This is a genomic window from [Zimmermannella] faecalis ATCC 13722 (assembly GCF_000381765.1).
In the GTDB taxonomy this organism is placed as follows: domain Bacteria; phylum Actinomycetota; class Actinomycetes; order Actinomycetales; family Microbacteriaceae; genus Gulosibacter; species Gulosibacter faecalis.
This window is the reverse complement of record NZ_KB907074.1, coordinates 414,913-438,260: the sequence shown is the minus strand read 5'-3', so window position 1 is coordinate 438,260 and position 23,348 is coordinate 414,913. Positions and strand designations below refer to the sequence as shown.

Annotated in this window: 20 protein-coding genes and 2 tRNA genes; 19 read left to right on the top strand and 3 right to left on the bottom strand. The window is 66.7% G+C overall.

All coding sequences use genetic code 11. The features are described from left to right. Position 1 precedes the first annotated feature (1 nt). The 14 genes from G328_RS0102040 (at position 2) to G328_RS0101975 (ending at position 14,640) form a co-directional block, all read left to right on the top strand. Positions 2-673 (top strand): response regulator, encoded by a 672-nt coding sequence (locus G328_RS0102040; protein WP_026339589.1) that lies wholly within the window; start codon positions 2-4, stop codon positions 671-673. A 97-nt stretch (positions 674-770) separates the two neighbouring features. After that, positions 771-1,514, top strand: coding sequence for an ATP-binding cassette domain-containing protein (locus G328_RS0102035; RefSeq protein WP_154651499.1), 744 nt, complete (start codon positions 771-773; stop codon positions 1,512-1,514). A 168-nt stretch (positions 1,515-1,682) separates the two neighbouring features. Beyond that, positions 1,683-3,422 (top strand): 2-isopropylmalate synthase, encoded by a 1,740-nt coding sequence (gene leuA, locus G328_RS0102030; RefSeq protein WP_019617678.1) that lies wholly within the window; start codon positions 1,683-1,685, stop codon positions 3,420-3,422. A 12-nt stretch (positions 3,423-3,434) separates the two neighbouring features. Further along, a complete protein-coding gene (gene recO, locus G328_RS0102025) occupies positions 3,435-4,199 on the top strand; it encodes a DNA repair protein RecO (RefSeq protein WP_019617677.1) in 765 nt (254 codons plus the stop codon). A gap of 5 nt (positions 4,200-4,204) precedes the next feature. Next, positions 4,205-5,002, top strand: a complete 798-nt coding sequence (locus tag G328_RS0102020; RefSeq protein ID WP_019617676.1) for an isoprenyl transferase — start codon at positions 4,205-4,207, stop codon at positions 5,000-5,002. Between the two features lie 32 nt (positions 5,003-5,034). Then, positions 5,035-5,685: a lipoyl(octanoyl) transferase LipB gene (lipB, locus tag G328_RS0102015; protein WP_019617675.1), complete on the top strand. Its 651-nt coding sequence runs from the start codon at positions 5,035-5,037 to the stop codon at positions 5,683-5,685. Further along, positions 5,682-6,707, top strand: a complete 1,026-nt coding sequence (gene lipA, locus G328_RS0102010) for a lipoyl synthase (protein WP_019617674.1) — start codon at positions 5,682-5,684, stop codon at positions 6,705-6,707. Before lipB ends, lipA begins: the two co-directional genes overlap by 4 nt. A 47-nt stretch (positions 6,708-6,754) precedes the next feature. Beyond that, positions 6,755-8,140, top strand: coding sequence for a glycine--tRNA ligase (locus G328_RS0102005; RefSeq protein ID WP_019617673.1), 1,386 nt, complete (start codon positions 6,755-6,757; stop codon positions 8,138-8,140). A 12-nt stretch (positions 8,141-8,152) separates the two neighbouring features. Beyond that, positions 8,153-9,307, top strand: a complete 1,155-nt coding sequence (gene dusB, locus G328_RS0102000) for a tRNA dihydrouridine synthase DusB (protein ID WP_019617672.1) — start codon at positions 8,153-8,155, stop codon at positions 9,305-9,307. Between the two features lie 2 nt (positions 9,308-9,309). Then, a complete protein-coding gene (locus G328_RS0101995) occupies positions 9,310-10,593 on the top strand; it encodes a deoxyguanosinetriphosphate triphosphohydrolase (RefSeq protein WP_019617671.1) in 1,284 nt (427 codons plus the stop codon). Positions 10,594-10,603: 10 nt separating this feature from the next. Further along, positions 10,604-12,469, top strand: a complete 1,866-nt coding sequence (dnaG, locus tag G328_RS0101990; RefSeq protein ID WP_019617670.1) for a DNA primase — start codon at positions 10,604-10,606, stop codon at positions 12,467-12,469. Positions 12,470-12,518: 49 nt separating this feature from the next. Continuing rightward, positions 12,519-13,523, top strand: coding sequence for an ATP-binding cassette domain-containing protein (locus G328_RS13755; RefSeq protein ID WP_019617669.1), 1,005 nt, complete (start codon positions 12,519-12,521; stop codon positions 13,521-13,523). Further along, complete coding sequence (locus G328_RS0101980) at positions 13,520-14,515, top strand: D-isomer specific 2-hydroxyacid dehydrogenase family protein (protein ID WP_019617668.1); 996 nt, start codon at positions 13,520-13,522, stop codon at positions 14,513-14,515. The genes G328_RS13755 and G328_RS0101980 overlap by 4 nt, the downstream gene beginning before the upstream one ends. Positions 14,516-14,567: 52 nt before the next feature. Next, positions 14,568-14,640: transfer RNA gene (locus G328_RS0101975), tRNA-Asn, on the top strand. 63 nt (positions 14,641-14,703) lie between these two features. On the opposite strand, the gene def is transcribed toward G328_RS0101975, so the two are convergent. Beyond that, a complete protein-coding gene (gene def / locus G328_RS0101970; RefSeq protein WP_019617667.1) occupies positions 14,704-15,276 on the bottom strand; it encodes a peptide deformylase in 573 nt (190 codons plus the stop codon). 48 nt (positions 15,277-15,324) lie between these two features. Between def and G328_RS13750 the strand changes: the two genes are divergently transcribed. Beyond that, on the top strand, positions 15,325-16,233 hold the full coding sequence (locus G328_RS13750) for a DMT family transporter (RefSeq protein WP_019617666.1): 909 nt from the start codon (positions 15,325-15,327) through the stop codon (positions 16,231-16,233). Between the two features lie 69 nt (positions 16,234-16,302). Then, positions 16,303-17,529, top strand: a complete 1,227-nt coding sequence (locus tag G328_RS0101960; protein WP_019617665.1) for a glycosyltransferase — start codon at positions 16,303-16,305, stop codon at positions 17,527-17,529. A gap of 18 nt (positions 17,530-17,547) precedes the next feature. Here the strand turns inward: G328_RS0101960 and G328_RS0101955 are convergent, their stop codons facing one another. Then, complete coding sequence (locus G328_RS0101955; RefSeq protein ID WP_019617664.1) at positions 17,548-17,877, bottom strand: thiamine-binding protein; 330 nt, start codon at positions 17,875-17,877, stop codon at positions 17,548-17,550. Between the two features lie 57 nt (positions 17,878-17,934). Here G328_RS0101955 and proB point away from each other — a divergent pair, with 57 nt between their 5' ends. Both proB and G328_RS0101945 read left to right on the top strand, forming a co-directional pair. Continuing rightward, on the top strand, positions 17,935-19,122 hold the full coding sequence (proB, locus tag G328_RS0101950; protein ID WP_019617663.1) for a glutamate 5-kinase: 1,188 nt from the start codon (positions 17,935-17,937) through the stop codon (positions 19,120-19,122). A 21-nt stretch (positions 19,123-19,143) separates the two neighbouring features. Beyond that, positions 19,144-20,436 carry a glutamate-5-semialdehyde dehydrogenase gene (locus tag G328_RS0101945; RefSeq protein WP_026339588.1) on the top strand — a complete coding sequence of 431 codons (1,293 nt, stop codon included), beginning with the start codon at positions 19,144-19,146 and terminating at the stop codon, positions 20,434-20,436. A gap of 68 nt (positions 20,437-20,504) precedes the next feature. Here the strand turns inward: G328_RS0101945 and G328_RS0101940 are convergent. Beyond that, positions 20,505-20,578 (bottom strand) — tRNA-Ile (locus tag G328_RS0101940). A gap of 89 nt (positions 20,579-20,667) precedes the next feature. On the opposite strand from G328_RS0101940, the gene glgP reads away from it, so the two are divergent. Beyond that, positions 20,668-23,217 carry an alpha-glucan family phosphorylase gene (gene glgP / locus G328_RS0101935; protein WP_019617661.1) on the top strand — a complete coding sequence of 850 codons (2,550 nt, stop codon included), beginning with the start codon at positions 20,668-20,670 and terminating at the stop codon, positions 23,215-23,217. Positions 23,218-23,348: the final 131 nt, after the last annotated feature.

The window sequence follows — 23,348 nt, the reverse complement described above, 5'->3', positions numbered from 1 at the left end:
CATGAACGACTCTCCCCAACAGGGCGGCCCGATTCGCGTTGCGCTCGTTGATGACCAACAGCTGTTCCGTGGCGGTATTCGCATGCTCGTCGACTCGCAAGACGACATGTCGTACGTCGCAGAAGCCTCCGACGGCGCCGAGGCCGTGCGGCTCGCGATGTCGGTAAAGCCCGACGTCATCCTCATGGATGTGCGCATGCCCAACATGGATGGGCTCGAAGCGACACAGCAGATCGTTGCTCGCGGACTAGAGAGCCGAATCCTGATTCTCACGACCTTCGACCTCGACAAGGCGGTCGCGCGGGCCGTCGCCGCCGGCGCCTCGGGGTTCGTGCTCAAAGACGCCGACCCGGAGTTCTTGCTCGCGGCGATTCGCACGGTGCACTCGGGTTCGGAGGTGTTCGCCGCTCAGGCGACGGCCGACCTTATTCGCCGCTTCTCGCAATCGCCGAACCGACTCGAGGGCGAGCCCGCGGAGTTCGAAGCACTCACAGAACGCGAGCGGGAGATGTTCTTCCTCGCCGCGAAGGGGATGTCGAATGGCGAGATCGCGACGCAGGAGTTCCTCTCTGAAGCGACCGTGAAGACGCACATTTCGCGCATTCTCGCGAAGCTCGGCCTGCGCGATCGAGTGCAGCTCGTCGTGTACGCATATGAGCACGGACTGCTCTGACCTCACGACGTCGGCGGCCAGAGTCATCCCGCGGTATGACGCTCGCTCCGATATGCCGCTGACGTATCCGCACGCGGCGCGTTCTAACCTGGATCGCATGAATGCCCAACCCAAAAACGCGACCGGGCACCACGCTCCCGGCGCGTACGGGATGGAGGTGTTCGGGCTCACCCGCACCGGCAATGCTCCGCTGCGGCGAGTGAGCTTCGTCGCCCGCCGGGGCGAGACCACGGTGTTGCTCTCGCCGGATGGCTCGGGTGGCGCAGCATTGCGCGCGGCGCTCGGGTTCGAGCCCGTCGACTCTGGGTTCAGCGTCATCGAGGGGCGGCGTTTCGTGCCTCGCAGTGGGCCGGAGCCCGTATCGGATCCCGAGCGTGTCGGGGTGCTGCTCCGCGACCCCATCGTAACGCCCGGCCGCACGCTCGACGAGCACCTGCGGCAGGGGCTCTTGCCCGATCACCGCGGGGCGCTCGGCCAGGCCGAGGTGCAGGAGCTTCGCGACTCGCTCGGCTTCATGGGCGCCGGCACCGCGATCGTTTCGGAATTGCCGCTGTCACTGCAGTATCGCGTCGCGATCGGTCGCGCCATCGCCGCGCGGCCGGCAATCGTCGCCGCCGACGACCCCTACGGCGGGCTTCCCGAGCGCGAGCGACACCTGCTCGTTTCCCTGCTACGTGCCGTCGCGAGCGAACACGGCATCGGTGTCGTCCACGCGACCGGCGACGTCGATCTTGCGACGCGCGCGAACCACGTCGTGGTGATCGAGGGCGGTCGCGTCACGAATGATTTGCGCGGCACCCTGCGAGTGCAGCGCCTGCTTGGTCGGCACGCGCGCTCGTAGCGACCTGGGCACGCGGCGCTTCATGACGGTGTTAGGGTGAGCATATGCATCCGGCCTGCACCCTCCTTCTTCTGTGCCGCGGCGGGGCTTAGCAACTAAGCCTTCCCTGTCGCGGAGTTTGTCGATGCTTGGCTTAGGCCACAACTCTTCAGAAGAAAGCTTCAACTCATGCAGAACCTGCAAAAGCCCTCGGGCATGCCCGTGCACCGTTATGTCTCGTACGCGACCCAGTTTGGTGTCACGCTGCCCGACCGCACCTGGCCCGACCAGACGATTACGAAGGCGCCCCGGTGGTGCGCGGTCGACCTTCGCGATGGCAACCAGGCGCTCATCGACCCGATGTCGGCCGAGCGCAAGATGGTGATGTTCGACCTGCTCGTGCGGATGGGCTACAAGGAGATTGAGGTCGGGTTCCCCTCGGCGAGCCAGACCGACTACGACTTCGTGCGTCGCCTCATCGACGAGGAAAAGATCCCCGACGACGTGACGATCCAGGTGCTCACGCAGGCGCGCGAGCACCTCGTCAAGCGCACGTACGAATCGCTGCGCGGCGCGAAGCGCGCCGTCGTTCACCTCTACAACTCCACGAGCACTCTGCAGCGCGAGGTCGTGTTCCGCGAGGACCGCGAGGGCGTGACGCAGATCGCGCTCGAGGGCGCACGCATGTGCAAGCGCTTCGAATCGCTCGCCCCCGACACCGAGATCATCTACGAGTACTCGCCCGAGAGCTACACCGGCACCGAGCTCGACTACGCGCTCGAGGTGTGCAACGCCGTGATCGAGGAGCTTGACGCGAGCCCCGAGCATCCGATCATCATCAACCTGCCAGCAACCGTCGAGATGGCGACGCCGAACGTGTACGCCGACTCGATTGAGTTCATGCACCGCAACCTCACCCGTCGCGACTCGGTGATTCTCTCGCTGCACCCGCACAATGACCGCGGTACCGCGGTCGCCGCGGCCGAGCTCGGCTACCAGGCGGGTGCCGACCGTATCGAGGGCTGCCTTTTCGGCAACGGTGAGCGCACCGGCAACGTCGATCTCGTCACCCTCGGAATCAACCTGTTCACGCAGGGGGTCGACCCGCAGATCGACTTCTCGAACATCGACGAGGTGCGCCGCACCGTCGAATACTGCAACCAGCTGCGCGTCGGCGAGCGGCACCCGTGGGGCGGCGACCTCGTCTACACGGCCTTCTCGGGCTCGCACCAGGATGCAATCAAGAAGGGCTTCGAGGCGATGGCCGCGAAGGCCGAAGAGACTGGCGTCGCTGTCGACGAGCTGCCGTGGGCGGTGCCGTATCTCCCGGTAGACCCGCGCGATCTCGGCCGCACCTACGAGGCGGTCATTCGCGTCAACTCGCAGTCGGGTAAGGGCGGCGTCGCGTATCTGCTCAAGGAACACCACAACCTCGACCTGCCGCGTCGACTGCAGATCGAGTTCTCGGGCATCGTGCAGCAGCGCACGGACACCGAGGGCGGCGAGATCGACCCCGACGCGATTTGGCAGGTCTTCGTCGATGAGTACCTCCCGCACCCCGAACCCGAGTCGAAGTGGGGTCGCCTCGAGATCTTCGGCGTGCGCACCTCCACCGAGATGGACGGCACCACGACGATCACGGTGAAGCTGCGCCGGGACCGCGAGGACGTCACGATCGAGGGCACCGGGAACGGGCCGGTCAACGCGTTCCTCAACGTGCTCGCCGACCGGGGCTATGACGTGAAGCTCTACGACTACGTCGAGCACACGCTCTCGGCGTCGGGCGACGCCCTTGCCGCGGCCTACGTTGAGCTCGAGGTCGACGGCCACCGCCTCTGGGGCGTCGGGATCGACTCCGATATCTCGAACGCCTCGCTCAAAGCCATCGTGTCGAGCGTGAACCGCGCGATTCGAAACGGCGGCGAGTAGCCTCCGCCGGCCATGCCGAACTATGACGACGAGGTCGTGGTACTTCGCGCCCACGTGCTCGGTGAGGCCGATCGAATAGTGACGATGTTCGGGCGGCAGCACGGCAAAATCCGTGCTGTCGCCCGTGGCGTTCGGCGCACGACATCGAAGTTCGGCGCGCGCCTCGAGCCAGGAAACCTACTCGACGCGCAGTTCTATACGCGAAGGCTCGGGGCGGGTGGCCTCGATACCGTGACCCAGGTCGTCACGGTGCAGAGCTACGCGGGCAAGTTTGTCGACGACTTCGAGGTCTACACCGCCGCGAGTGCGGTGCTGGAAGCGGCTGACCGGCTGCTTGAGTCGGAGCCCGCTCCGCTCCAGTTCGCACAACTCGTCGGTTCGCTCCGCGACCTCGCGCGTCGCGCGCATCCCGCCGGGCTCATCGTCGATTCCTACCTGCTGCGCGCGCTCGCACTCGCGGGGTGGGAACCCACATTTACCAACTGCACGCGCTGTGGGCGGCCCGGGCCGCACGCCCGCATCTCGCTCGCGACGGGCGGTGCCGTCTGCGACGAGGATGCGCCGGGGAGCGGCGCGCTAATGACCGCCGACGTCGACACGATGCGTCTGCTCTGGGCGCTGCTCGCCGGGAACTGGCGGGTGGCGGAAGCGAGCGACGATGACACGCGGGCCGCGGCGACCCGCATCGTCGCCGCGTACACGCAGTTTCACCTTGAGCGCGGCTTGCGCTCGGTCGAAGTGGGGAATCAAGATCGTCGCGCGCGCGACGTACCCTAAACGCTATGACGACCCCTGACGACCGCAAGTTCAAGCCGCTCGACTGGACGGGACTCACGCCGCCAGCGTTCCCGAAGGGCTCGGTGCCGAGTCACGTCGCGGTCGTCATGGACGGGAACGGACGCTGGGCGAATCAGCGTGGTCTGCCGCGCACCGACGGCCACCGTGCGGGTGAGGCTGCGCTCCTCGACGTCGTGGCGGGCGCCGTACAGGCGGGAGTGCAGCACCTCTCGGTATACGCATTCTCGACCGAGAACTGGAAGCGCTCGGCCGCTGAGGTGAAGTTCCTCATGGGGTTCAACCGTGAGGTGCTGCACCGTCAGCGCGATCAGCTCCACGAGTGGGGCGTGCGGGTGGTGTGGTCGGGCAACCGCACCCGCCTCTGGAAGTCCGTCATCTCGGATCTCCTCGCGGCCGAAGAACTCACGAAACACAACACCGGCATGACGCTGAACATGTGTGTGAACTACGGCGGACGGGTCGAGCTGCGCGATGCGGTGCGCGCCGTTGCCGCTGAGGTTGCGGCCGGCCGACTCAAGCCCGACCGTATCCGCGAGCACCACATCGCGCAGCACCTCTATCAACCCGACCTGCCCGATGTCGACCTCTTTGTGCGGTCGTCGGGGGAGCAGCGCACCTCGAATTTCCTGCTCTGGGAATCGGCGTATGCCGAGATGGTATTTCTCGACACGCTCTGGCCCGATTTCACGCGTGAGGACCTCTGGGAGGCGATCTCGCGCTACGTTGCGCGCGATCGGAGATTTGGGGGCGCGGTCGACGCGCCGAGCTCGAAACTCGCGTAAACGACTTCTACGACTGCGTGTAACTATGTCGCGTGCAACAATTACGGCTCCTTGAGGACACGCCCCTCGACTACCGCTTCGTCGATGACCGTCAGCGCGCGATGCATGCGGAGATCGCCGCTGGCTCGCGCCCTAACACCGTCATCTACACCGAGTTTGCGCCCGTCTACACTGCCGGCTCGCGCACGCTGACTGACGATCTGCCCGACGATTCGGTGCCGATCCTTCGCGTCGACCGGGGCGGATCGGTTACGTACCACGGACCCGGCCAGCTGATCGCGTATCCGCTCGTCCGGGTCGCCGGGCGGCAGGATGTCGTGGCGTATGTGCGGGCCCTGGAGGCCGCCGTGATCGGCGTCGCGGCCCACTTCAGGATCGCTGCGCAGCGGGTAGCGGGCCGAACCGGCGCCTGGATCGTGCGCGCTGGGGAGCCCGACCGCAAGCTCTGTGCAATCGGCGTCCGATTTGCGAAGCATACGACCATGCACGGGCTTGCACTCAATGTGTCGACCGACCTCGCCGACTTTGACCGGATCGTGCCGTGCGGGATCCGTGATGCGGCGACGACGTCGCTCGCCGACCTCGGCGTGACCGCAACGCTCGGGGAGGTTGCAGATGTGCTGCATCCGCTCCTCGAGCGCGAACTCGCCCGCTTTCAGCACGTCGAGGGAGTGGCCGCGTGAGCGCCCTCGCGCCCGAGGGGCGAAAGCTGTTGCGTGTCGAGGCTCGCAACGCTGAGAGCCCGATCGAGCGGAAGCCGGAATGGATCAAGACCCGAGCGACGGCGAACACCGAGTACGAGGACGTGAAGCGCCTCGCCCGCAAGAGCGACCTCCACACCGTGTGCGAAGAGGCCGGCTGCCCGAACATCTATGAGTGCTGGCAAGACCGCGAGGCGACGTTCCTCATCGGTGGCGACCAGTGCACTCGTCGGTGCGACTTCTGCATGATCGCAACCGGAAAACCGGCGGGGTACGACCGCGAGGAACCCCAACGCGTCGCGGAGTCTGTGCGCGAACTGGGCCTTCGCTACGCGACGGTCACGGGCGTTGCCCGCGACGACCTGCCCGACGGCGCCTGCTGGCTCTTTGCCGAGACCGCCCGCCAGATTCACGCACTGAATCCGGGCACCGGCGTCGAGCTGCTCGTCGACGACTTCCGCGGCGGGGATGCGGCGATCGAGGCGGTGTGTGCGGCCGACCCCGAGGTGTTCGCCCACAACATCGAGACGGTGCCGCGCATTTTCAAGCAGATTCGGCCCGGGTTTCGGTATGACCGTTCGCTGCGGATGCTCGCGCGCGCGAGCGAGCTCGGCATGATCACGAAATCGAACCTCATTCTCGGCATGGGGGAGACGAGCGACGAGATCGTCGCAACGATGCGCGACCTACGTGACCACGACGTCGACGTGCTCACGCTGACGCAGTATCTCCGACCCAGCCGCCTGCACCACCCGGTCGACCGGTGGGTGCAGCCGCAGGAGTTCATCGCGCTTTCGGAGACCGCCCGTGAGCTTGGGTTCGTCGGAGTCATGGCGGGCCCACTCGTGCGGTCGTCGTACCGCGCGGGAAGGCTTTGGGCGCAGGCGACGAAGGCGAAGGGGCGCAGGATTCCGGCGGCACTCGCGCATCTCGACACCGACGTTCCGGCCCGGCAGGAGGCGACGGCGGTCGCGGCCCGACAGGCGGCTACCATTGGTAGCTGATCCTCGCCGCCCCGCGGCATCACCACCTACCCAGGAGAGTTCACAACATGGCAGCCTCCAAGCTCGACCAGGTCATCGCGCTCGCCAAGCGACGCGGCTTCGTGTACCAGGCCGGTGAAATCTACGGAGGTTCCCGTTCCGCCTGGGACTATGGCCCACTCGGCGTCGAGCTGAAAGAGAACATCAAGCAGCAGTGGTGGCAGTCGTTCGTGCGTGGCCGGGCCGACATGGTCGGCCTCGACTCGTCGGTGATCCTGCCGAAGCGGGTGTGGGAGGCGTCGGGTCACGTCGCCACCTTCACCGATCCGCTCGTAGAGTGCACGAACTGTCACAAGCGCCACCGACAAGACCACCTGCTCGAGGCGTTCGCCGATAAGAAGGGCCGCGAGGCCGAGGGCATGGGTGAGATCGTCTGCCCCGACTGCGGCACGAAGGGCCAGTGGACCGAGCCGCAGAACTTCTCTGGCCTCATGAAGACCTACCTCGGCGCTGTCGACAACGAAGAGGGACTGCACTACCTGCGGCCTGAAACCGCGCAGGGCATCTTCGTCAACTTCAACAACGTGGTGACGACGGCCCGCAAGAAGCCCCCGTTCGGTATCGGTCAGGTGGGTAAGTCGTTCCGGAACGAGATCACGCCCGGCAACTTCATCTTCCGCACCCGCGAGTTCGAGCAGATGGAGATCGAGTACTTCGTAGCACCCGCCGATGCGGGCGCGAGCTTCGACGAATGGGTCGAGGCGTGCTGGAACTGGTTCGTCGACCTCGGTATCGACCCGGCGAACATGCGCCAGTTCGACGTGCCCGATGACGAGCGCGCACACTACTCCGACCGCACGATCGACTTCGAGTACAAGTTCGGGTTCACGAGTGGCGAGTGGGGCGAGCTCATGGGCGTCGCGAACCGCACCGACTTCGACCTTGCCTCGCACTCGGAGGCATCGGGCACTGCGCTGCAGTTCTTCGACCAGGCGGCGGGGGAGCACTTCACCCCGTACGTGATTGAGCCGTCGTTCGGCCTGACCCGCTCGCTCATGGCATTCCTCGTCGACGCCTGCGAAGAAGACGAGGCGCCGAACGCGAAGGGCGGTGTCGACACCCGAACGGTGCTGCGGCTCGACCCGCGCCTCGCGCCGGTCAAGGCCGCCGTGCTGCCGCTGTCGAAGAAGCCGGAGCTTGCGCCCCTGGCGGGCAGGGTCGCCGACCTGCTGCGCGCGGGCGGTCGTTGGAACATCGACTACGACGACGCGGGGCAGATCGGCCGTCGCTACCGGCGACAGGACGAGATCGGTACGCCGCTGTGCATCACCGTCGACTTCGATTCGCTCGACGATGATGCGGTGACGGTGCGCGAGCGCGACACGATGCAGCAGGAACGCATCGGGATCGACCGCCTGCACGAGTACGTGGCGGAGCGACTGCGCGGGGCGTAGAATAAGGCGGTTATGCCAACCGCGCTCGCAACTCAGTCACCCGCACTGCGGATCGGCGACCTCGAGGTCGCCTCTCCCGTCGTGCTCGCCCCCATGGCGGGCGTGACGAACGAGGCATTCCGGCGGCTGTGCCGCGAGTTCGGCTCGGGGCTGTACGTCACCGAAATGGTCACCACTCGCGCGCTCGTTGAGCGGAATGAGGCGACGATGCGGCTGATTCACCACCACGAGTCTGAAGACCTGCGGTCGATTCAGCTCTACGGCGTCGACCCGACGACGGTGGGTGACGCAGTCGCGATGCTCGTCGACGAAGATCGTGCCGACCACCTCGACCTCAACTTCGGCTGCCCCGTGCCGAAGGTGACGCGTCGAGGTGGCGGTTCGGCGTTGCCGTGGAAGCGCGACCTGTTCGAGGCGATCGTCACGACCGCGGTGCGCCGAGCGGGTCGCGTGCCGCTCACGATCAAGATCCGCAAGGGCATCAACGACGACCACCTCACCTACCTCGAGGCTGCGCGGATCGCCGAACAGGCGGGGGTCGCAGCGATCACGCTCCATGCACGGACGCTCGAACAGCAGTATTCGGGCACGGCGGACTGGTCGGCCATCGAGACGCTGAAGAACACGATCACCTCGATTCCGATCCTCGGCAACGGCGACGTGTTCGAGGGCGAGGACGGCCCGCGCATGGTCGCGGAGACCGGCTGCGACGGTGTCGTGGTCGGGCGAGGCGTGCTCGGTCGGCCGTGGTTGTTCGGCGATCTCGAGGCGGCATTCTCGGGGAGCCCCGCGCGCATCCGCCCTGGCCTCCGCGAGGTTGGCGCCGCCATGGTGCGTCACGCCGAGTTGCTCGTCGACTTCTTCGACGACGAGGGGCACGGCTGCCGCGACTTCCGCAAGCACGTCGCCTGGTACTTCAAGGGGTATCCCGTGGGCGGCGAGATTCGCAAGCGCTTCGCGCTGATCGACTCGCTCGACGAGCTCCGCGCGTTGGTGGCCGACCTCGACGACGCACCGTGGCCTGGCGTCGGCGCCGAGGGGCCGCGCGGTCGCTCGGGGAGCCCGAAGCGAGCCGTGCTGCCCGAGGGTTGGCTCGACTCGAGGACGCTCCTCGCCGATGAGTCGGCGACGATCGCCGACGCCGAACTGGATATCTCGGGAGGATAGGCGTGGCAGCAGCGCCGCTCGACGGCCCAGCAAGCGACTACTCGCAGGCCGATGCGGATCGATTCCGACCGGAGTTCCACGAGAACCGTCGCCGATCGTCGTTCGCTCGTGACCGGGCCCGGCTCCTGCACTCTTCGGGGCTCCGGCGGCTCGCCCTGAAGACGCAGGTGCTGTCGCCGACGACGGGTGCCGACTTCGCCCGGAACCGGCTGACGCACTCGCTCGAGGTCGCGCAGGTGGGTCGAGAGATCGCGGGTTCACTCGCGCTCGACCCCGACATCGTCGACACGGCGTGTCTCGCGCACGATATCGGGCATCCGCCATTTGGCCACAACGGTGAGCGTGCCCTCAACGAATGGTCGACCGATATCGGCGGGTTCGAGGGAAACGCGCAGACCCTTCGCCTCGTATCGCGACTCGAGCCCAAGGTCTTCGGCGACGAGGGCGAACCATTTGGGCTCAATCTCACCCGCGCATCCCTCGACGCGGCATGTAAGTATCCGTGGGACCGCGAGACCGGGCTCGAGCTCGGTACGCGCAAGTTCGGCGTGTATGAAGACGACCTCCTGGTGTTCGAGTGGCTGCGCGCGGGCGCGCCGGATGGCCGCAAGTGCATCGAGGCGCAGGTGATGGACCTCAGCGACGACATCGCGTACTCGGTGCACGATCTTGAAGACGCCGTGGTCGAGGGGTACCTCCCACTCGAGGAGCTCGAGTCGCCCGAGAACCGCGAGGCGATCCTGTTCAACGCCGCGGAGTGGAGCGGCCGCAAGTTCGACGTCGCCGAGCTCGACGCCGCGCTCGAGCGCCTGCTCGCGTCGCCGTATTGGGTGCATCACTACTCGGCGACGGCCCGCGACCGCGGCGCGCTGAAGAACCTCACTTCGCAGCTCATCGGGCGCTTTGCGAAGGCCGCGACGTCGGCCACGCTCGAGGCGTACGGCGCATCGGCGCCGCTCATCCGGTTCCGCGCCGAGGTTATCGTGCCGCGCGAAATCGAGGCCGAGATCGCGCTGCTCAAGGGCGCGGTCGCCGGCTTCGTCATGAGCCTGCCGACGCGGCAGCCGATCTACGCGCAGCAGCGGGAGCTGCTCACGGAACTGCTCGAGGGGCTCTGGCGGTCGGGCGCCGAGCACCTCGAACGGGAGTTTTCTGATCTGTTTGCAGAAGCCGGCGACGATGCGGCTCGTCGGCGCGTCATCGTTGATCAGGTTGCCTCGCTCACCGATCAGTCGGCGCTTGCGCTGCATGCGAACGTCACGAGGCGCGCGCCCGCGAACGCCTAGACTCGTCGTCATGGCGCGCATCAGACGAAGTGATATTGACGAGCTGCGTGCACGCGTCAACATCGACGACATTGTCGGCGACTACGTCACCCTGAAGTCGGCCGGAGTTGGCTCGCGAAAGGGCCTATGCCCATTCCACGACGAACGCACGCCCTCGTTCCACGTACGTCCGCAGCTCGGGTACTACCACTGCTTCGGGTGTGGCGAGTCGGGCGACGTGTTCTCGTTCCTGCAAAAGATCGACCACATCACGTTCGTGGAGTCGGTCGAACGCGTCGCGCAACGGCTCGGCTTTCAGCTGACCTACGAGGACGGCGGCGATGCACCCGACCACAGCAACCGGGTGCGCCTACTGCAGGTGAATGAGGCGGCCGAGCAGTTCTTTCAGCAGCAGCTCGCGACCGCCGACGCGCAGGCCGCACGCGACTTTCTCGGGGGCCGCGGGTTCGACCCACAGGCGGCGAGCCATTTCGGCGTCGGCTATGCCCCAAAGTCGTGGGATGCCCTGACAAAGCACCTGCGGGGCCGCGGCTATTCCCTGCAGGAGCTGCAAGACGCGGGACTCGTTTCGACCAACGACCGAGGATCGTCGTATGACCGATTTCGCGGCCGGCTCATTTGGCCGATTCGCGATACGTCGGGGCAGACGGTCGGGTTCGGCGCCCGCAAGCTGTTTGACGACGATAAGGGCCCGAAGTACCTCAACACCCCCGAGACCGAGATTTACCACAAGTCACGGGTGCTCTATGGGCTGGACCTCGCGAAGCGGGATATTTCTCGCGGCCACAAGGTCGTCGTCGTCGAGGGGTATACGGATGTCATGGCGGCGCATCTTGCGGGCGTGACGACCGCCGTTGCGACCTGTGGCACGGCGTTCGGCGTCGATCACATCAAGATCCTTCGTCGCATCATGGACGACGAGTCGAACCGCGGCCGAGTCATCTTCAACTTCGACCCCGACGAGGCCGGCCGGAAGGCCGCCATGCGGGCCTTCGCCGAAGAGAACCGGTTTGTCGCGCAGACGTTCGTCGCGGTCGACACCGCCTATGAGGGGCTCGACCCCTGCGATCTCCGGCTCAAGCACGGCGATGCGGCGATCGTGTCGCTCGTCGAGAACGCCGTTCCGATGTACGAGTTCGTCGTGCGCGAGCAGCTCAAGCGCCACAACCTTCGCACGGCCGAGGGTCGGGTCGCGGCGCTACGCGAGGCCGCGCCAATCATTGCCGGGATTCGCGACCGTGCCCTCCGGCCTGAGTACGTCCGCCAGCTCGCGGGCTGGCTTGGGATGGATATGGAGCAGGTGCGGCGCGAGGTGCGGCGACACGAGCAGGCGGCGAGCGACCCGCGCGGCGAGGCGTCGGTGCCCGAGGCGACGTACGCGATGCCGGTCGTGCGAATGCGGGATCTTCCCGACGACCCCATCACGCGGCTCGAGCGGGATGCCCTCACCGCGGTGCTGCAGTATCCGAACATGCTCTCCGAGGCGCAGCTCGACGGGGTGCTCGCGGCGAGTTTTTCGGATGCATCGCTCGAGACGGTGCGCAACGCGATCGTCACGACGCGGGGCACGCTCGGCACTCCGCAGTGGTTGCCCGAGGTGAATGAAGAGGTGCCGGCGTCGTTCGTGCCGCTCGTCACCGACCTCTCGATGGCGCCGCTGCCCGCTGGCCCCGGCCCCGAGCAGGTCGCGGCGTACGTGCGGTCGGTCGCCGCGGCACTCGTCGAGCGCGACCTGCTCCGACGCAAGGCCGAACTGCTCGGTGAGCTGAAGCGGACGGACATCGAAACGGATCCGCTCCAGCATCGCGAGCTCAGTCAACAGCTCGTCGACGTCGAACGGCGCAAGCGGGAGTTGCGCGAGTCGCTGCAGCAGTAGCCGGTGATCCCGAGCGAAGCGTGTCGGTCGGGCCGCTAGGCTCGGTCGCATGAGCAGCGTGATCAGAGCCCGCGATCTGTCGATCTCGTACGGACCGAAGATCGGCGATGCGGGGGCGCGCGTGCTGTCGGGCGTGAACATTGAGCTCGGTGAGGGCGAGATCCTCGGTGTCGTCGGTTCGGCGGGCAGCGGCAAGACGTCGCTCGGTCGGGTGCTCTCGGGCCGTGGCCTGCTTCGGGGCGCACCGCAGCCGTGGCCGTGGATTTCCGGCGGCGAGCTCCACGTCGACGGGGCCGATCTGCGCCGACCGACCCGCGCGGATCTGCGACGGCTGCCGCTCACGGTTGGCTATCTTGCCCCGAACTCCGGCCAGACAATGCGCAACGACCTCACGGTTGCCGAGAACATCGCCGAGCCAGTGCTGAGCCGTGACCGACAGTTTGACCGTCGGGCACTCGGGCGAGCCGCGGCCCTCCTCATCGACGCGGTCGACCTCGAGCTCGGGGTGCTCAACCGGTTCCCGTACGAGCTGTCTCGCGGCCAGCGCCAGCGCGTCGCGTTCGCCCGCGCGCTCATCGTCGAGCCGCGGCTGCTCATCGTCGACGAACCGGCGCAGGGCGTTGACGTCATCGCCAGGCCAGCACTGTTTGAGCTGCTCGAGCGCCTCAATCGGGGCCGCACACTTTCGATGGTCGTCATCAGCAACGACCTCGCCACGATCGAACGGCTCACGAGCCGCGTGCTCGTGACCAACCGCGGCACGGTCATCGCGCGCGGGGAAATCGACCGCGTGCTCCGCGACCCGTTCGACAGCTACCTGCGGCGGATGCGCGATGCTCGCGAGTTCGCCCGGGCGCCACTTCCGGGCCTTGTCGATCGCGAGCTCGTCGCCGCGGCGGAACGCGTGGCCGGCGGGCTATTCCTCGAAGAGGATCCCGAGCAGGTGGCCGCGGCAGAACGCGAGCGCCTGCTCGAGGAGCGACCCGAATTTGCCCGCTTTCATACGCCCGCAGGCGAAAATCCAACCCAGAGCAACGAGGAGACCAGGAAGTGACGAAGTTCCACCACCGCGAAGTCAACGGTACACCCGCAACGGTGTTTGACGCGGGTGCGCGTCCCGAACCCGGCCCGATCGCAGTGCTCCCGGCAGGCCGAGGCAAGGGGCACGCTGATGCCGTGCGTGAGGCGGGAGGAGTGGTCGCGGAACTCTCCGACGACACCCGCGGCGTCATTTACGTCTCGTACAGCAATGTCGACCCGCTCATCGAAGCCCTCGAGGCGCATCCGGAGATCAGTTGGGTGCAGCTTCCGTTCGCCGGCATCGACAACTTCGCGAAGCGACTCACGCCCTTCGCCGAGCGCGGACTCGTCGTCACCTCCGCGCGGGGTGCGTACGCACAGCCCGTCGCCGAGCACGCGCTTGCGCTCACGCTCGCGGCCCAGCGAAACCTGCAGGTGCGTGCTCGGGCAACGACGTGGGGTCCGACGATGGGGCTCTCGCTCTACGGCGCAAACGTCGTGATTCTCGGCGCCGGCGGGATCGCGATTGAATATCTGTCGCTCCTGCGCCCGTTCGAGGTGACGTCGACGGTGGTGCGTCGCAGCGGTCGGGCACTCGCCGAGGCCGACCGTACGGTGACCAACGACGAGCTCGACGCGGTGCTGCCGGAGGCCGACGTCGTGATGCTTGCCGCCCCGGCAACCGACGAGACCCGACACGTGATGAATGCGGCGAGGCTTGCGGCCATGAAGCCGAGCGCGGTGCTTGTCAACGTGGGGCGTGGCCCGCTCGTCGACACCGACGCCCTCGTTGCCGCCCTCGATGCCGAAGAAATCTACGGCGCCGCGCTCGACGTGACCGATCCCGAGCCGCTGCCTGACGGGCATCCGCTCTGGCTGCATGAGCGTTGCCTCATCACGCCGCACTCGGCTGATACCCCAGATATGACGCTGCCGCTGCTCCTGACGCGCGTGCGCGACAACGTGCGTGGCTTCCTCGAGACGGGCGAGTTCGTGGGCATCGTTGACCCTCGTCAGGGGTACTAGCGGCCCGATTTCGCATGACCGGCAATCGAGTGCTAAGGTATTCGAGTTGTCATCCCCGATAGCTCAATTGGCAGAGCAGCCGGCTGTTAACCGGCAGGTTGTTGGTTCGAGTCCAACTCGGGGAGCTTCCGCCCTCCACCTCGCGGTGGAGGGCGCTTTTCTTTGCCCCGTACCGGTCAGTGCGTGTGTCAGCCCTCGAGGTTGTCTTCGCCCGGCACCCACTGCTTCCCGGGCACGTTCCAGCCCCGCTTGCGCATGATCTTGAACGCCTGCTTGCGTGCCGGCAGCTGCAGCCGGTCGGCGTAAATGACGCCGTCAAGGTGGTCATACTCGTGCTGCAGGATCCGCGCGAGCCAACCCTCGGCGCGGAGCTCGTATGGCTTGCCCTCGAGGTCCTGCGCGCGCAGGAGCACGGCGGGGGAGCGGCGCAGTTCGAACCGCTCACCGGGGAAGGAAAGACATCCCTCCTCTTCGTCCTCGGTCAGTTCCTCGAAGCTCTCGGGAACCGGGGGAGCGAGCCACAACTCGGGGTTGATCGCCACGCCGCGATGTTCAGTGCCCTCGTCGTCCTGCCAGCCGTACACGAACATCCGCAGCCCGACCCCAACCTGCGGCGCTGCGAGCCCCACCCCGGGAGCTGCCGCCATCGTCTCGAACATGTCGTCGACGAGGGAGCGCACCTCGGGCGAGACTTCGTCGACGGGCGCGGCTGGGGAGTGGAGTACGGGTTCGCCGTAGATGCGAATCGGAAGAATTGACATGGCTGGAGTGTAGCGCTGTGATTTCGCCGCGGCGCGTAGACTCCAGGCGTGCAGTACGTCGGTATTCCGCTTGCGATTCTCGGGGCCGTGCTCATGTCGGTGAGCGCGATGCTGCAGCACCGTGGAGTCTCGCAGGTCGACGCCGCAGGCGGTGGCGGTGGGGGTGAGGGACTCGGTGCACGCAGCTTCCTGCGCCTGCTGAAGACCCGCTCGTGGCTCATCGGCACGATCCTGCTCGGCACCGCCGTGGTGCTCCAGCTCAGCGCACTGTTGTTTTCGCCGCTCGTACTCGTGCAGCCAATCGGCGTGATCTCGCTCGTGCTCACGGCCGTCATCACCGCGCGACAGAGCGGACTTGGCATCGGACGCCGCAAGGCGACTGCGATCATCCTCTGCGTCGTCGGCGTCGGAGCGTTTGTCGGCGTCGCCTCTTCGGTCGCGGTCGACCGCGAGATCACCGAACCGCAGCTCATCGTCGTGCTAGTCGTGCTCGCGGCACTCGTCGTGCTGCTCGCGGTCGCGTTCGCGTTCCTGCGGCGCTCGAAGTGGCGCGGGCTCTTTTACGTTGTGGCGGGCGGCGTCATGTACGGGTTTCTCGTGACGCTCGCGAAGGTGGTGATCGCGCGCTGGCAGCAGGGGGAGTACGGCTGGTACTTCCTCGCGTGCGTCCTCGGCGTCGTGGTGGCACTCCTTGTCGGCGGGTACTTCGTGCAAACGGCGTACGCGACGAGTTCGGCCGACCTCGTTATCGCGGGCCTCACGGTTATCGATCCGCTGGTTGCCGTGACGATCGGCATCACCGTGTTGCACGAGACGGCGGGGGCGAGCGCACTCGTGCACGTCGTGTTCGTGCTGCTGGGCGTCATCGCGATCGTCGGGGTCTTCCTCCTCCAGGTGAGCCAATCGGATGCTGAGGTTGCGGCGGTGCGCGACCACGCGCTCGGCAAGGGCAATTAGACTCGAGGCTCAGCCTGCGCGTCGGCGGTTTTGCCGCGGTTCGCGTGTGTTTGTACGACTAAGGACTCCATGACTTCGCCCCTTCGCTTGCTGATTGCCGCCGACACTTTCCCGCCCAACGTCAACGGTGCGGCGACGTTCACGCAAAACCTTGCGAGCGGCATGGCAGCCCGAGGTCTCGAGGTGCACGTCGTGACCCCAGCGGCTTCGCGACGGCACGGCACGTGGACTGAAGAGTATGACGGCCAGCGGATCACGGTGCACCGGCTTCCGAGCGACCGCTGGTGGCCGCACGACTGGCTGCGCTATGTGAAGCCGTGGCGCGCCCGGCACTACATGCGGCGAGTGCTCGACGAGGTGAAACCCGACGTCATTCACTACCAGTCGGCCGTCGTGCTCGGGCGCGCCGCCGTGCGCGAGGGCGCCAAGCGTGGCATCCGGATCATCGGCACGAACCACCTCATGCTCGAGAACATGCTCGAGCACACGAAGATCCCCGCGTTCCTGCAGGGATGGGCCTCGAGCGTCTGGTGGAGCGACGCGCACAAGACGTTCGCTGAGACCGCCGCACTCACGACACCGACCCGGCGCGCGGCGGACTTCCTCGAACGCAATGGCAATCTGCACGACGTGCTCGCGATCTCGTGCGGGCTGCGCATGAGCAACTACTCGCCGCGGTTCGACGAGAAGTCGCCGACGCGCATCCTGTTTGTCGGTCGGGTCACCGGCGAGAAGCAGATCGACGTGCTGCTGCGCGCCTTCGCACAGCTGCGGGGCACCCCCGACCTGCGCTTCGACGTCGTCGGCACGGGCGATCAGCTCCACAACCTCCAGCGGCTCGCGAAGTCGCTCGGCATCGCCGATCGAACGAAGTTCCATGGCTACGTCACCGATCAGGAGCTTCGCCGCATCTATTCCGACGCCACCGTGTTCGCGATCGCGTCAATCGCCGAGTTGCAGTCGATTGCGACGATGGAAGCCATGGCGTCAGGGCTGCCGGTGGTCGCGGCGAACTCGATGGCCCTGCCACACCTCGTGCACGACGGCGAGAACGGGTACCTGTTCGAGCCGGGGAGTGTCGAGGATGCTCGGGCCAAGCTCGAGCGCGTGCTCGGCCTCACGCGGGCGGAGCGCGAGGCCCTCGGCAAGCGGAGCCTCGAGATGGTGCAGGCGCACGATATCGACACCACGATGGAGCTCTTCGAACGCCTCTACCGCGGCGAGTCGGTGAAGACGGTTGGTCGAGACTCAGCGAACGAGCAGGATCACTCGCTCGACGACCGGCCCGCGAAGTAGCGACCGAGCGCCGCGACCCTACTGCGTGTCGCCGAGGTGCTGCTCGACTCGCGCGACCTTGCCCTCGAGCTCGCCCGTGTGTCCCGGGCGGATGTCGGCCTTCAACACGAGCGAAACGCGCGACCCGTAGCGGCCCGCCTCCTCGACGGCGGCCTTGACCACGGCCATGACCTCATCCCATTCACCTTCGATCGAAGTGAACATCGAGGTCGTTTCATTCGGCAGCCCGCTGGCTCGGATCACGCGGACGACCGCGGCGACGGCGCGGTGGTACGAGCCTGGCTCGTCGGCCTCGACGGTGGGGTCGCTGGCGGGTCCGGACGGGGCGATGGAGATGGCGGCAATCATGGTCCTATTGTTGCGCCTTGTTGTGTGCGGGTGCGTGCCGCACGGCAGAATGGTCACATGACCTCACCGATCGTCGACCGTGCTCAGCTTCCGAACGCGCAGCGGGTCGTCGTGAAGATCGGGTCCTCGTCGCTCACCCGAGCGGATGGCCGACTCAACGTGCCGGCGCTGCGCAAGCTCGTCGACGTGCTTGCCGAGGAGTCGCTCGCGGGCAAGCAGGTCGTGCTCGTGAGTTCCGGCGCGATCGCCGCGGGGTTTATGCCGCTCGGCTACGACGTGCGCCCGAGCGACGTCGCGGGTTCGCAGGCCGCGGCGGCGGTCGGCCAGTCGGCGCTCATGGCGCAGTACACCGACGCGTTCGGCGCGTACGAGATCACGGTCGGGCAGATTCTCATGACGGCGGCGGATACGCTCCGCCGCGACCGGTACACGCATGTCGCGCAGGCCTTCGAGCGCATGCTCGAGCTCGGCGCCGTACCAATCGTGAACGAGAACGACGCGCTCGCCACGAGCGAGCTGAAGTTCGGCGACAACGACCGCCTCGCGGCCCTCGTCGCCCAGCTGGTGCGAGCCGACGCGCTCGTGCTGCTCACCGATGTAAACGGGCTCTACGACGCCCCGCCGAAGCAGCCTGGCGCGTCGCGCATCTCGGTCGTGGAACACATGGAGGACGTCGCAGGCGTGCAGGTTACTGGCCGAGGCTCGGCCTTCGGCACGGGCGGCATGGTGACGAAGCTGCAGTCGGCCGAGATGGCGACGACGACGGGCATCCCCGTCATGCTCACGAGCGCGCCGAACGTGCGCGCGGCCCTCGCCGGGATGGACGTCGGCACCTGGTTCGTACCGACGAGTGGTCGGTCGCGCCGGCGCAAGGTCTGGCTCGAGCACGCGGCGCAGATGTACGGGCGGCTCGTGGTCGATGCCGGTGCCGAGCGTGCGCTCCGCGACCGTGGCGCATCCCTGCTTGCCGCGGGCATCCGCTCGGTGTCTGGTGAGTTCTCGGCGGGCGACCCCGTCGAGATCGTGACCGAGTCGGGCGCGGTGATCGCGCACGGCATCTCGAACTTTGATTCGGCCGAGCTGCCACAGATGCTCGGCCGCTCAACCGCCGAAATGCGCGAAACCCTGGGTGACGAGTTCCTGCGCTCGGTCGTGCACCGCGACGAGCTGACGCTCGTGAGCCCGACCGTCACAGACGTGGTCACGGGGCGCGTGGGGGAGTCGGGCATCCCCGTGCGCGACTGACGGCTCGCTATGCTTGACGGCATGACCGACGCCGCAGCCACCACCGTCAGCACCGACACGACGAAGGCGGTGCGCGAGATCGCCGAGCGCGCCAAGGAGGCCTCAGCGCAGCTCGCCCGCGCCTCGAGCGGCAAGAAGAACGACATGCTGCTCTCGATCGCGTCGGCGCTCGAATCGGCGGCCGGCGAAATCGTCGAGGCGAACGGTCGCGATATGGCGAGGGGCCGCGAACTCGGCATGGCCGAGGGGCTGCTCGACCGCCTTGAGCTCACAAAGGAACGAGTCGCGAGCATCGCGGAGGCCCTTCGCGACGTCGCCGACCTGCCCGACCCGGTCGGCGAGATTGTTCGGGGCTCGACCCTCGAGAACGGCCTTCGCCTGCGCCAGGTGCGCGTACCAATGGGCGTCGTCGGCATGATCTACGAGGCGCGCCCGAACGTCACGGTCGACGCCGCCGGCCTCGCCCTGAAGTCGGGCAACGCGGTGATTCTGCGCGGCGGCTCCGCGGCGCTCGAATCGAACCGTACGATCGTCCGCGTCATGCAGGATGCGCTCGTCGCCGAGGGCTACTCGGGCGACCTCGTGCAGACGATCGACGACTACGGTCGCGACGGGGGAGTTGCACTCATGCGCGCCCGTGGTCTCGTCGACCTGCTGGTTCCTCGAGGTGGCGCCGCACTGATTGAGACCGTCGTGCTCGAGTCGAAGGTGCCCGTAATCGAGACCGGCACGGGCAACGTGCACATTTATGTCGACGAGTCGGCTGATCTTGAGAAGGCCCTGCCGATCGTACTGAACGCGAAGACGCAGCGCGTCGGCGTCTGCAACGCGGTCGAGACGCTCATCGTGCACGAGGCAGTCGCCGACGAGTTCGTGCCACTCGTGACCGAGGCGCTCACGCAGCGCGGCGTTACGGTGCACGCTGACGAGCAGACGATGCGCCTGTCAGCCGAGTCAGCCACCACCGAAGCAACCGACGCCGACTGGGAGACTGAGTATCTCTCGCTCGATATCGCCGCGAAGGTCGTGTCGTCGATCGATGAGGCGATTGCGCACATCCGGCGCTACACCACCGGGCACACCGAGGTGATCATCACCGAGTCGCTCGCGGCCGCGAACACGTTCACCGACGAGGTGGATGCCGCGGTCGTCATGGTCAACGCATCGTCGCGATTTACTGACGGCGGCGAGTTCGGGCTCGGCGCCGAGCTCGGTATCTCGACGCAGAAGCTGCACGCGCGGGGGCCGATGGGTCTGTCGGAGCTTACGACCACGAAGTGGATCGTGCAGGGCGACGGCCAGGTTCGCCCGTAGCGCTTATCGCACGCCAACTTGCGCATATTTCAGCGAAATTGTTGCGAATTGCCGTCAGTCGGTGGAAGTGGGGCGGACGGGACTTGAACCCGTGACCGATGGATTATGAGTCCACTGCTCTAACCAGCTGAGCTACCGCCCCGCAACCCGAATATCTTAGCGAGCATTTCCGCCCGCAAGTACGCGCATCCTTTGCCACGAATTCACCCGCAGCAAACTACGATCGATCACGTGAAGGCATTCAACACGCTCACGGTCGCTCCTGTCCTCCCCGAGACGCTCCAGCCGCTGCGTACGCTCGCGATGAACCTGCGCTGGTCGTGGCGCGAGCAGACCCACGCGCTTTTCCGGTCGATCGACCCGAGGCTCTGGTCGAAGCTCGGTCACAACCCGGTGCAGCTGCTGCAGCGGCTGTCGGCGAGCCGCGTCGCGGAGCTCGAGGCCGACACCGAGTTTCTGCAACGGATGCGGCTCGAACTCGACGAGCTCGAGACCTATCTCGGTGTCGAGCGCTGGTTCGAGCGCACTACGCGCGGCAGCGACGACGCGACCACGAGCATCGCCTACTTCTCGATGGAGTTCGGCGTGCACCAGTCGTTGCCGATCTACTCGGGCGGCCTCGGCGTGCTCGCGGGCGACCACTTGAAGTCAGCCTCTGACCTTGGCGTGCCACTTATTGGCATCGGCCTGCTCTACACCTACGGCTACTTCAGCCAGTCGCTGAGCCGTGAGGGCTGGCAGCAAGAGGGATACGAGGCGCACTCGCCCGAGAGCCTCGCCGTCACGCCGGTGCTCGACGAGGCGGGCGAGCAGCTGCGCGTCAGCGTCGATTTCCCCGACGAGCGCGTCGTGGTTGCTCGCGTCTGGCGCGCCGCGATCGGTCGCATCACGCTGTTGCTGCTCGACACGAACCTCGACGAGAACGCCGAGGATTTCCGGGTGATCACCGACCGGCTCTACGGCGGCGATGCGGAGCACCGCATCAAGCAGGAGCTCGTGCTCGGCGTCGGCGGCGTGCGTGCCGTGCAGCGCTACTGCGAGATTTCCGGGCTCGCCCAGCCCGATGTGTTCCACATGAACGAGGGGCACGCGGGCTTCCTCGGCATCGAACGCATCGGCCAGCTCATGGCGCGTGGCGCCTCGTTCGAGACTGCCCTTGCCGCGGTGCGCGCCTCGACCCTGTTCACGACGCACACGCCGGTACCCGCCGGCATCGACCGCTTCGACATGCACCTTGCACAGCGGTATCTGCAACCCGACGCGGATGGGCGCTCACGGCTCGCCGCCGGGGTGCCGGTAAAGCGCGTGCTTGAGCTCGGTGGCGAAGACGACCCACAGCGGTTCAACATGGCGCACCTCGGCCTGCGACTCGCACAGTACGCGAACGGCGTCGCGAAGCTCCACGGCGCGGTGTCTCGCGGAATGTTCCAGGACCTTTACCCGAACTACGACGTCGACGAGGTGCCGATCACCTCGATCACGAACGGTGTGCACGTGCCGACGTGGACGCGCGGGCCGATCAAGACGATCGTCGCCTCAATGGCGGGCGGTCGCGACGTCGCCACTGCAGACCGCTGGGAGAATGCGGATGCCGTGGGCAGCGCCGAGCTCTGGCGCATCCGTAACGAACTGCGCCGCGAGCTCGTCGAACGCTCACGGGACGCAGCGCTCGTCGCCTGGGAACAGCGCGGTGCGCAGCAGGCCGAGCTCGGCTGGACCAAGCAGATCCTCAACCCCGAGGCACTCACGATTGGCTTTGCGCGCCGCGTCTCGACGTACAAGCGCCTCACGCTCATGCTCCAGCAGCCCGAGCGACTGCGCCGCATCCTCCTCGACCCTGACCGTCCCGTGCAATTCGTGATCGCGGGCAAGGCGCATCCGAACGACATGGAGGGCAAACAGCTGCTGCAGCAGATCGTGCAGTTTGCCGACGATGCGGGTGTGCGCGACCACATCGTGTTCATCCCCGACTACAACATTTCGCTCGGCAAGTACCTCGTGGCGGGTTCCGACGTCTGGCTGAACAACCCGATTCGCCCCCAGGAGGCCTCGGGCACCTCAGGGATGAAGGCCGTCATGAACGGTTGCCTCACGATGTCGATCTCTGACGGCTGGTGGGATGAGCTGGCCTCAGACGAGGTCGGCTGGACGATCCCGACCGCGTCGACGGGAGACCCGCACCAGCGCGACGCGTGGGAGGCGCAGGCGCTTTACGACATCCTCGAGCACCAGGTCGTACCAATGTTCTACGACCGGGATGCGCAGGGCATTCCGCACGCCTGGGTCGACAAGGTACGCCGCTCGATGTCGCAGGTTGGTCCGCAGGTCGCCGCAGAACGCATGGTGCGGGACTACGTGCGGGAGCTCTACCTTCCCGCCGGGCGCACGGCGCGGCTCGCCGCCGACCTCGACTCGTGCGGCGCGTTCGCCGACTGGCAGCAGCGCGTCCGCGACGGTTGGCACGGTGTCGCAGTGACGGATGTGCGCAACGAGTCGGGCACGATCGTCGCCGGCGACGTCGCGCGCATCTCGGCGCAGGTCGAGCTCGGGGCGCTTGAGCCGAGCGACGTGCTCGTGGAGGCAATCGCCGGTCGGGTTGGGGCGGATGGGGAGCTCATCGCGCCGCAGCGGCGTGCGATGACCCGCGCCGAGCCAGGGCGTTACGAGGTGGAGACTGCGACAAACGAGACGGGCGAGTTTGGCTACACGGTGCGAGTTGTCCCGCACCACGAGCTGCTCCGTTCGCCCGCCGAGCTTGGGCTTATTCGCTACGCGGAATAGCGCGGCGGCAACACGCCGCCGCGCCTAAATCACAGGGTTGTTATTCGCCGATAAAGTCGGGATAATTCCTGTGACGACAGTCGAGAATTGAATATCGACAACGGGCAGCATGCCTGAGTCACGAATGGTCG

Excerpts from the sequence above, each read along its gene's own strand:
- G328_RS0102040 (WP_026339589.1), top strand. The coding sequence starts at position 2 with ATGAACGACTCTCCCCAACAGGGCGGCCCGATTCGCGTTGCGCTCGTT.
- G328_RS0102035 (WP_154651499.1), top strand. The coding sequence starts at position 771 with ATGAATGCCCAACCCAAAAACGCGACCGGGCACCACGCTCCCGGCGCG.
- leuA (WP_019617678.1), top strand. The coding sequence starts at position 1,683 with ATGCAGAACCTGCAAAAGCCCTCGGGCATGCCCGTGCACCGTTATGTC.
- recO (WP_019617677.1), top strand. The coding sequence starts at position 3,435 with ATGCCGAACTATGACGACGAGGTCGTGGTACTTCGCGCCCACGTGCTC.
- G328_RS0102020 (WP_019617676.1), top strand. The coding sequence starts at position 4,205 with ATGACGACCCCTGACGACCGCAAGTTCAAGCCGCTCGACTGGACGGGA.
- G328_RS0102005 (WP_019617673.1), top strand. The coding sequence starts at position 6,755 with ATGGCAGCCTCCAAGCTCGACCAGGTCATCGCGCTCGCCAAGCGACGC.
- dusB (WP_019617672.1), top strand. The coding sequence starts at position 8,153 with ATGCCAACCGCGCTCGCAACTCAGTCACCCGCACTGCGGATCGGCGAC.
- dnaG (WP_019617670.1), top strand. The coding sequence starts at position 10,604 with ATGGCGCGCATCAGACGAAGTGATATTGACGAGCTGCGTGCACGCGTC.
- G328_RS13755 (WP_019617669.1), top strand. The coding sequence starts at position 12,519 with ATGAGCAGCGTGATCAGAGCCCGCGATCTGTCGATCTCGTACGGACCG.
- def (WP_019617667.1), bottom strand. The coding sequence starts at position 15,276 with ATGTCAATTCTTCCGATTCGCATCTACGGCGAACCCGTACTCCACTCC.
- G328_RS0101960 (WP_019617665.1), top strand. The coding sequence starts at position 16,303 with ATGACTTCGCCCCTTCGCTTGCTGATTGCCGCCGACACTTTCCCGCCC.
- G328_RS0101955 (WP_019617664.1), bottom strand. The coding sequence starts at position 17,877 with ATGATTGCCGCCATCTCCATCGCCCCGTCCGGACCCGCCAGCGACCCC.
- proB (WP_019617663.1), top strand. The coding sequence starts at position 17,935 with ATGACCTCACCGATCGTCGACCGTGCTCAGCTTCCGAACGCGCAGCGG.
- G328_RS0101945 (WP_026339588.1), top strand. The coding sequence starts at position 19,144 with ATGACCGACGCCGCAGCCACCACCGTCAGCACCGACACGACGAAGGCG.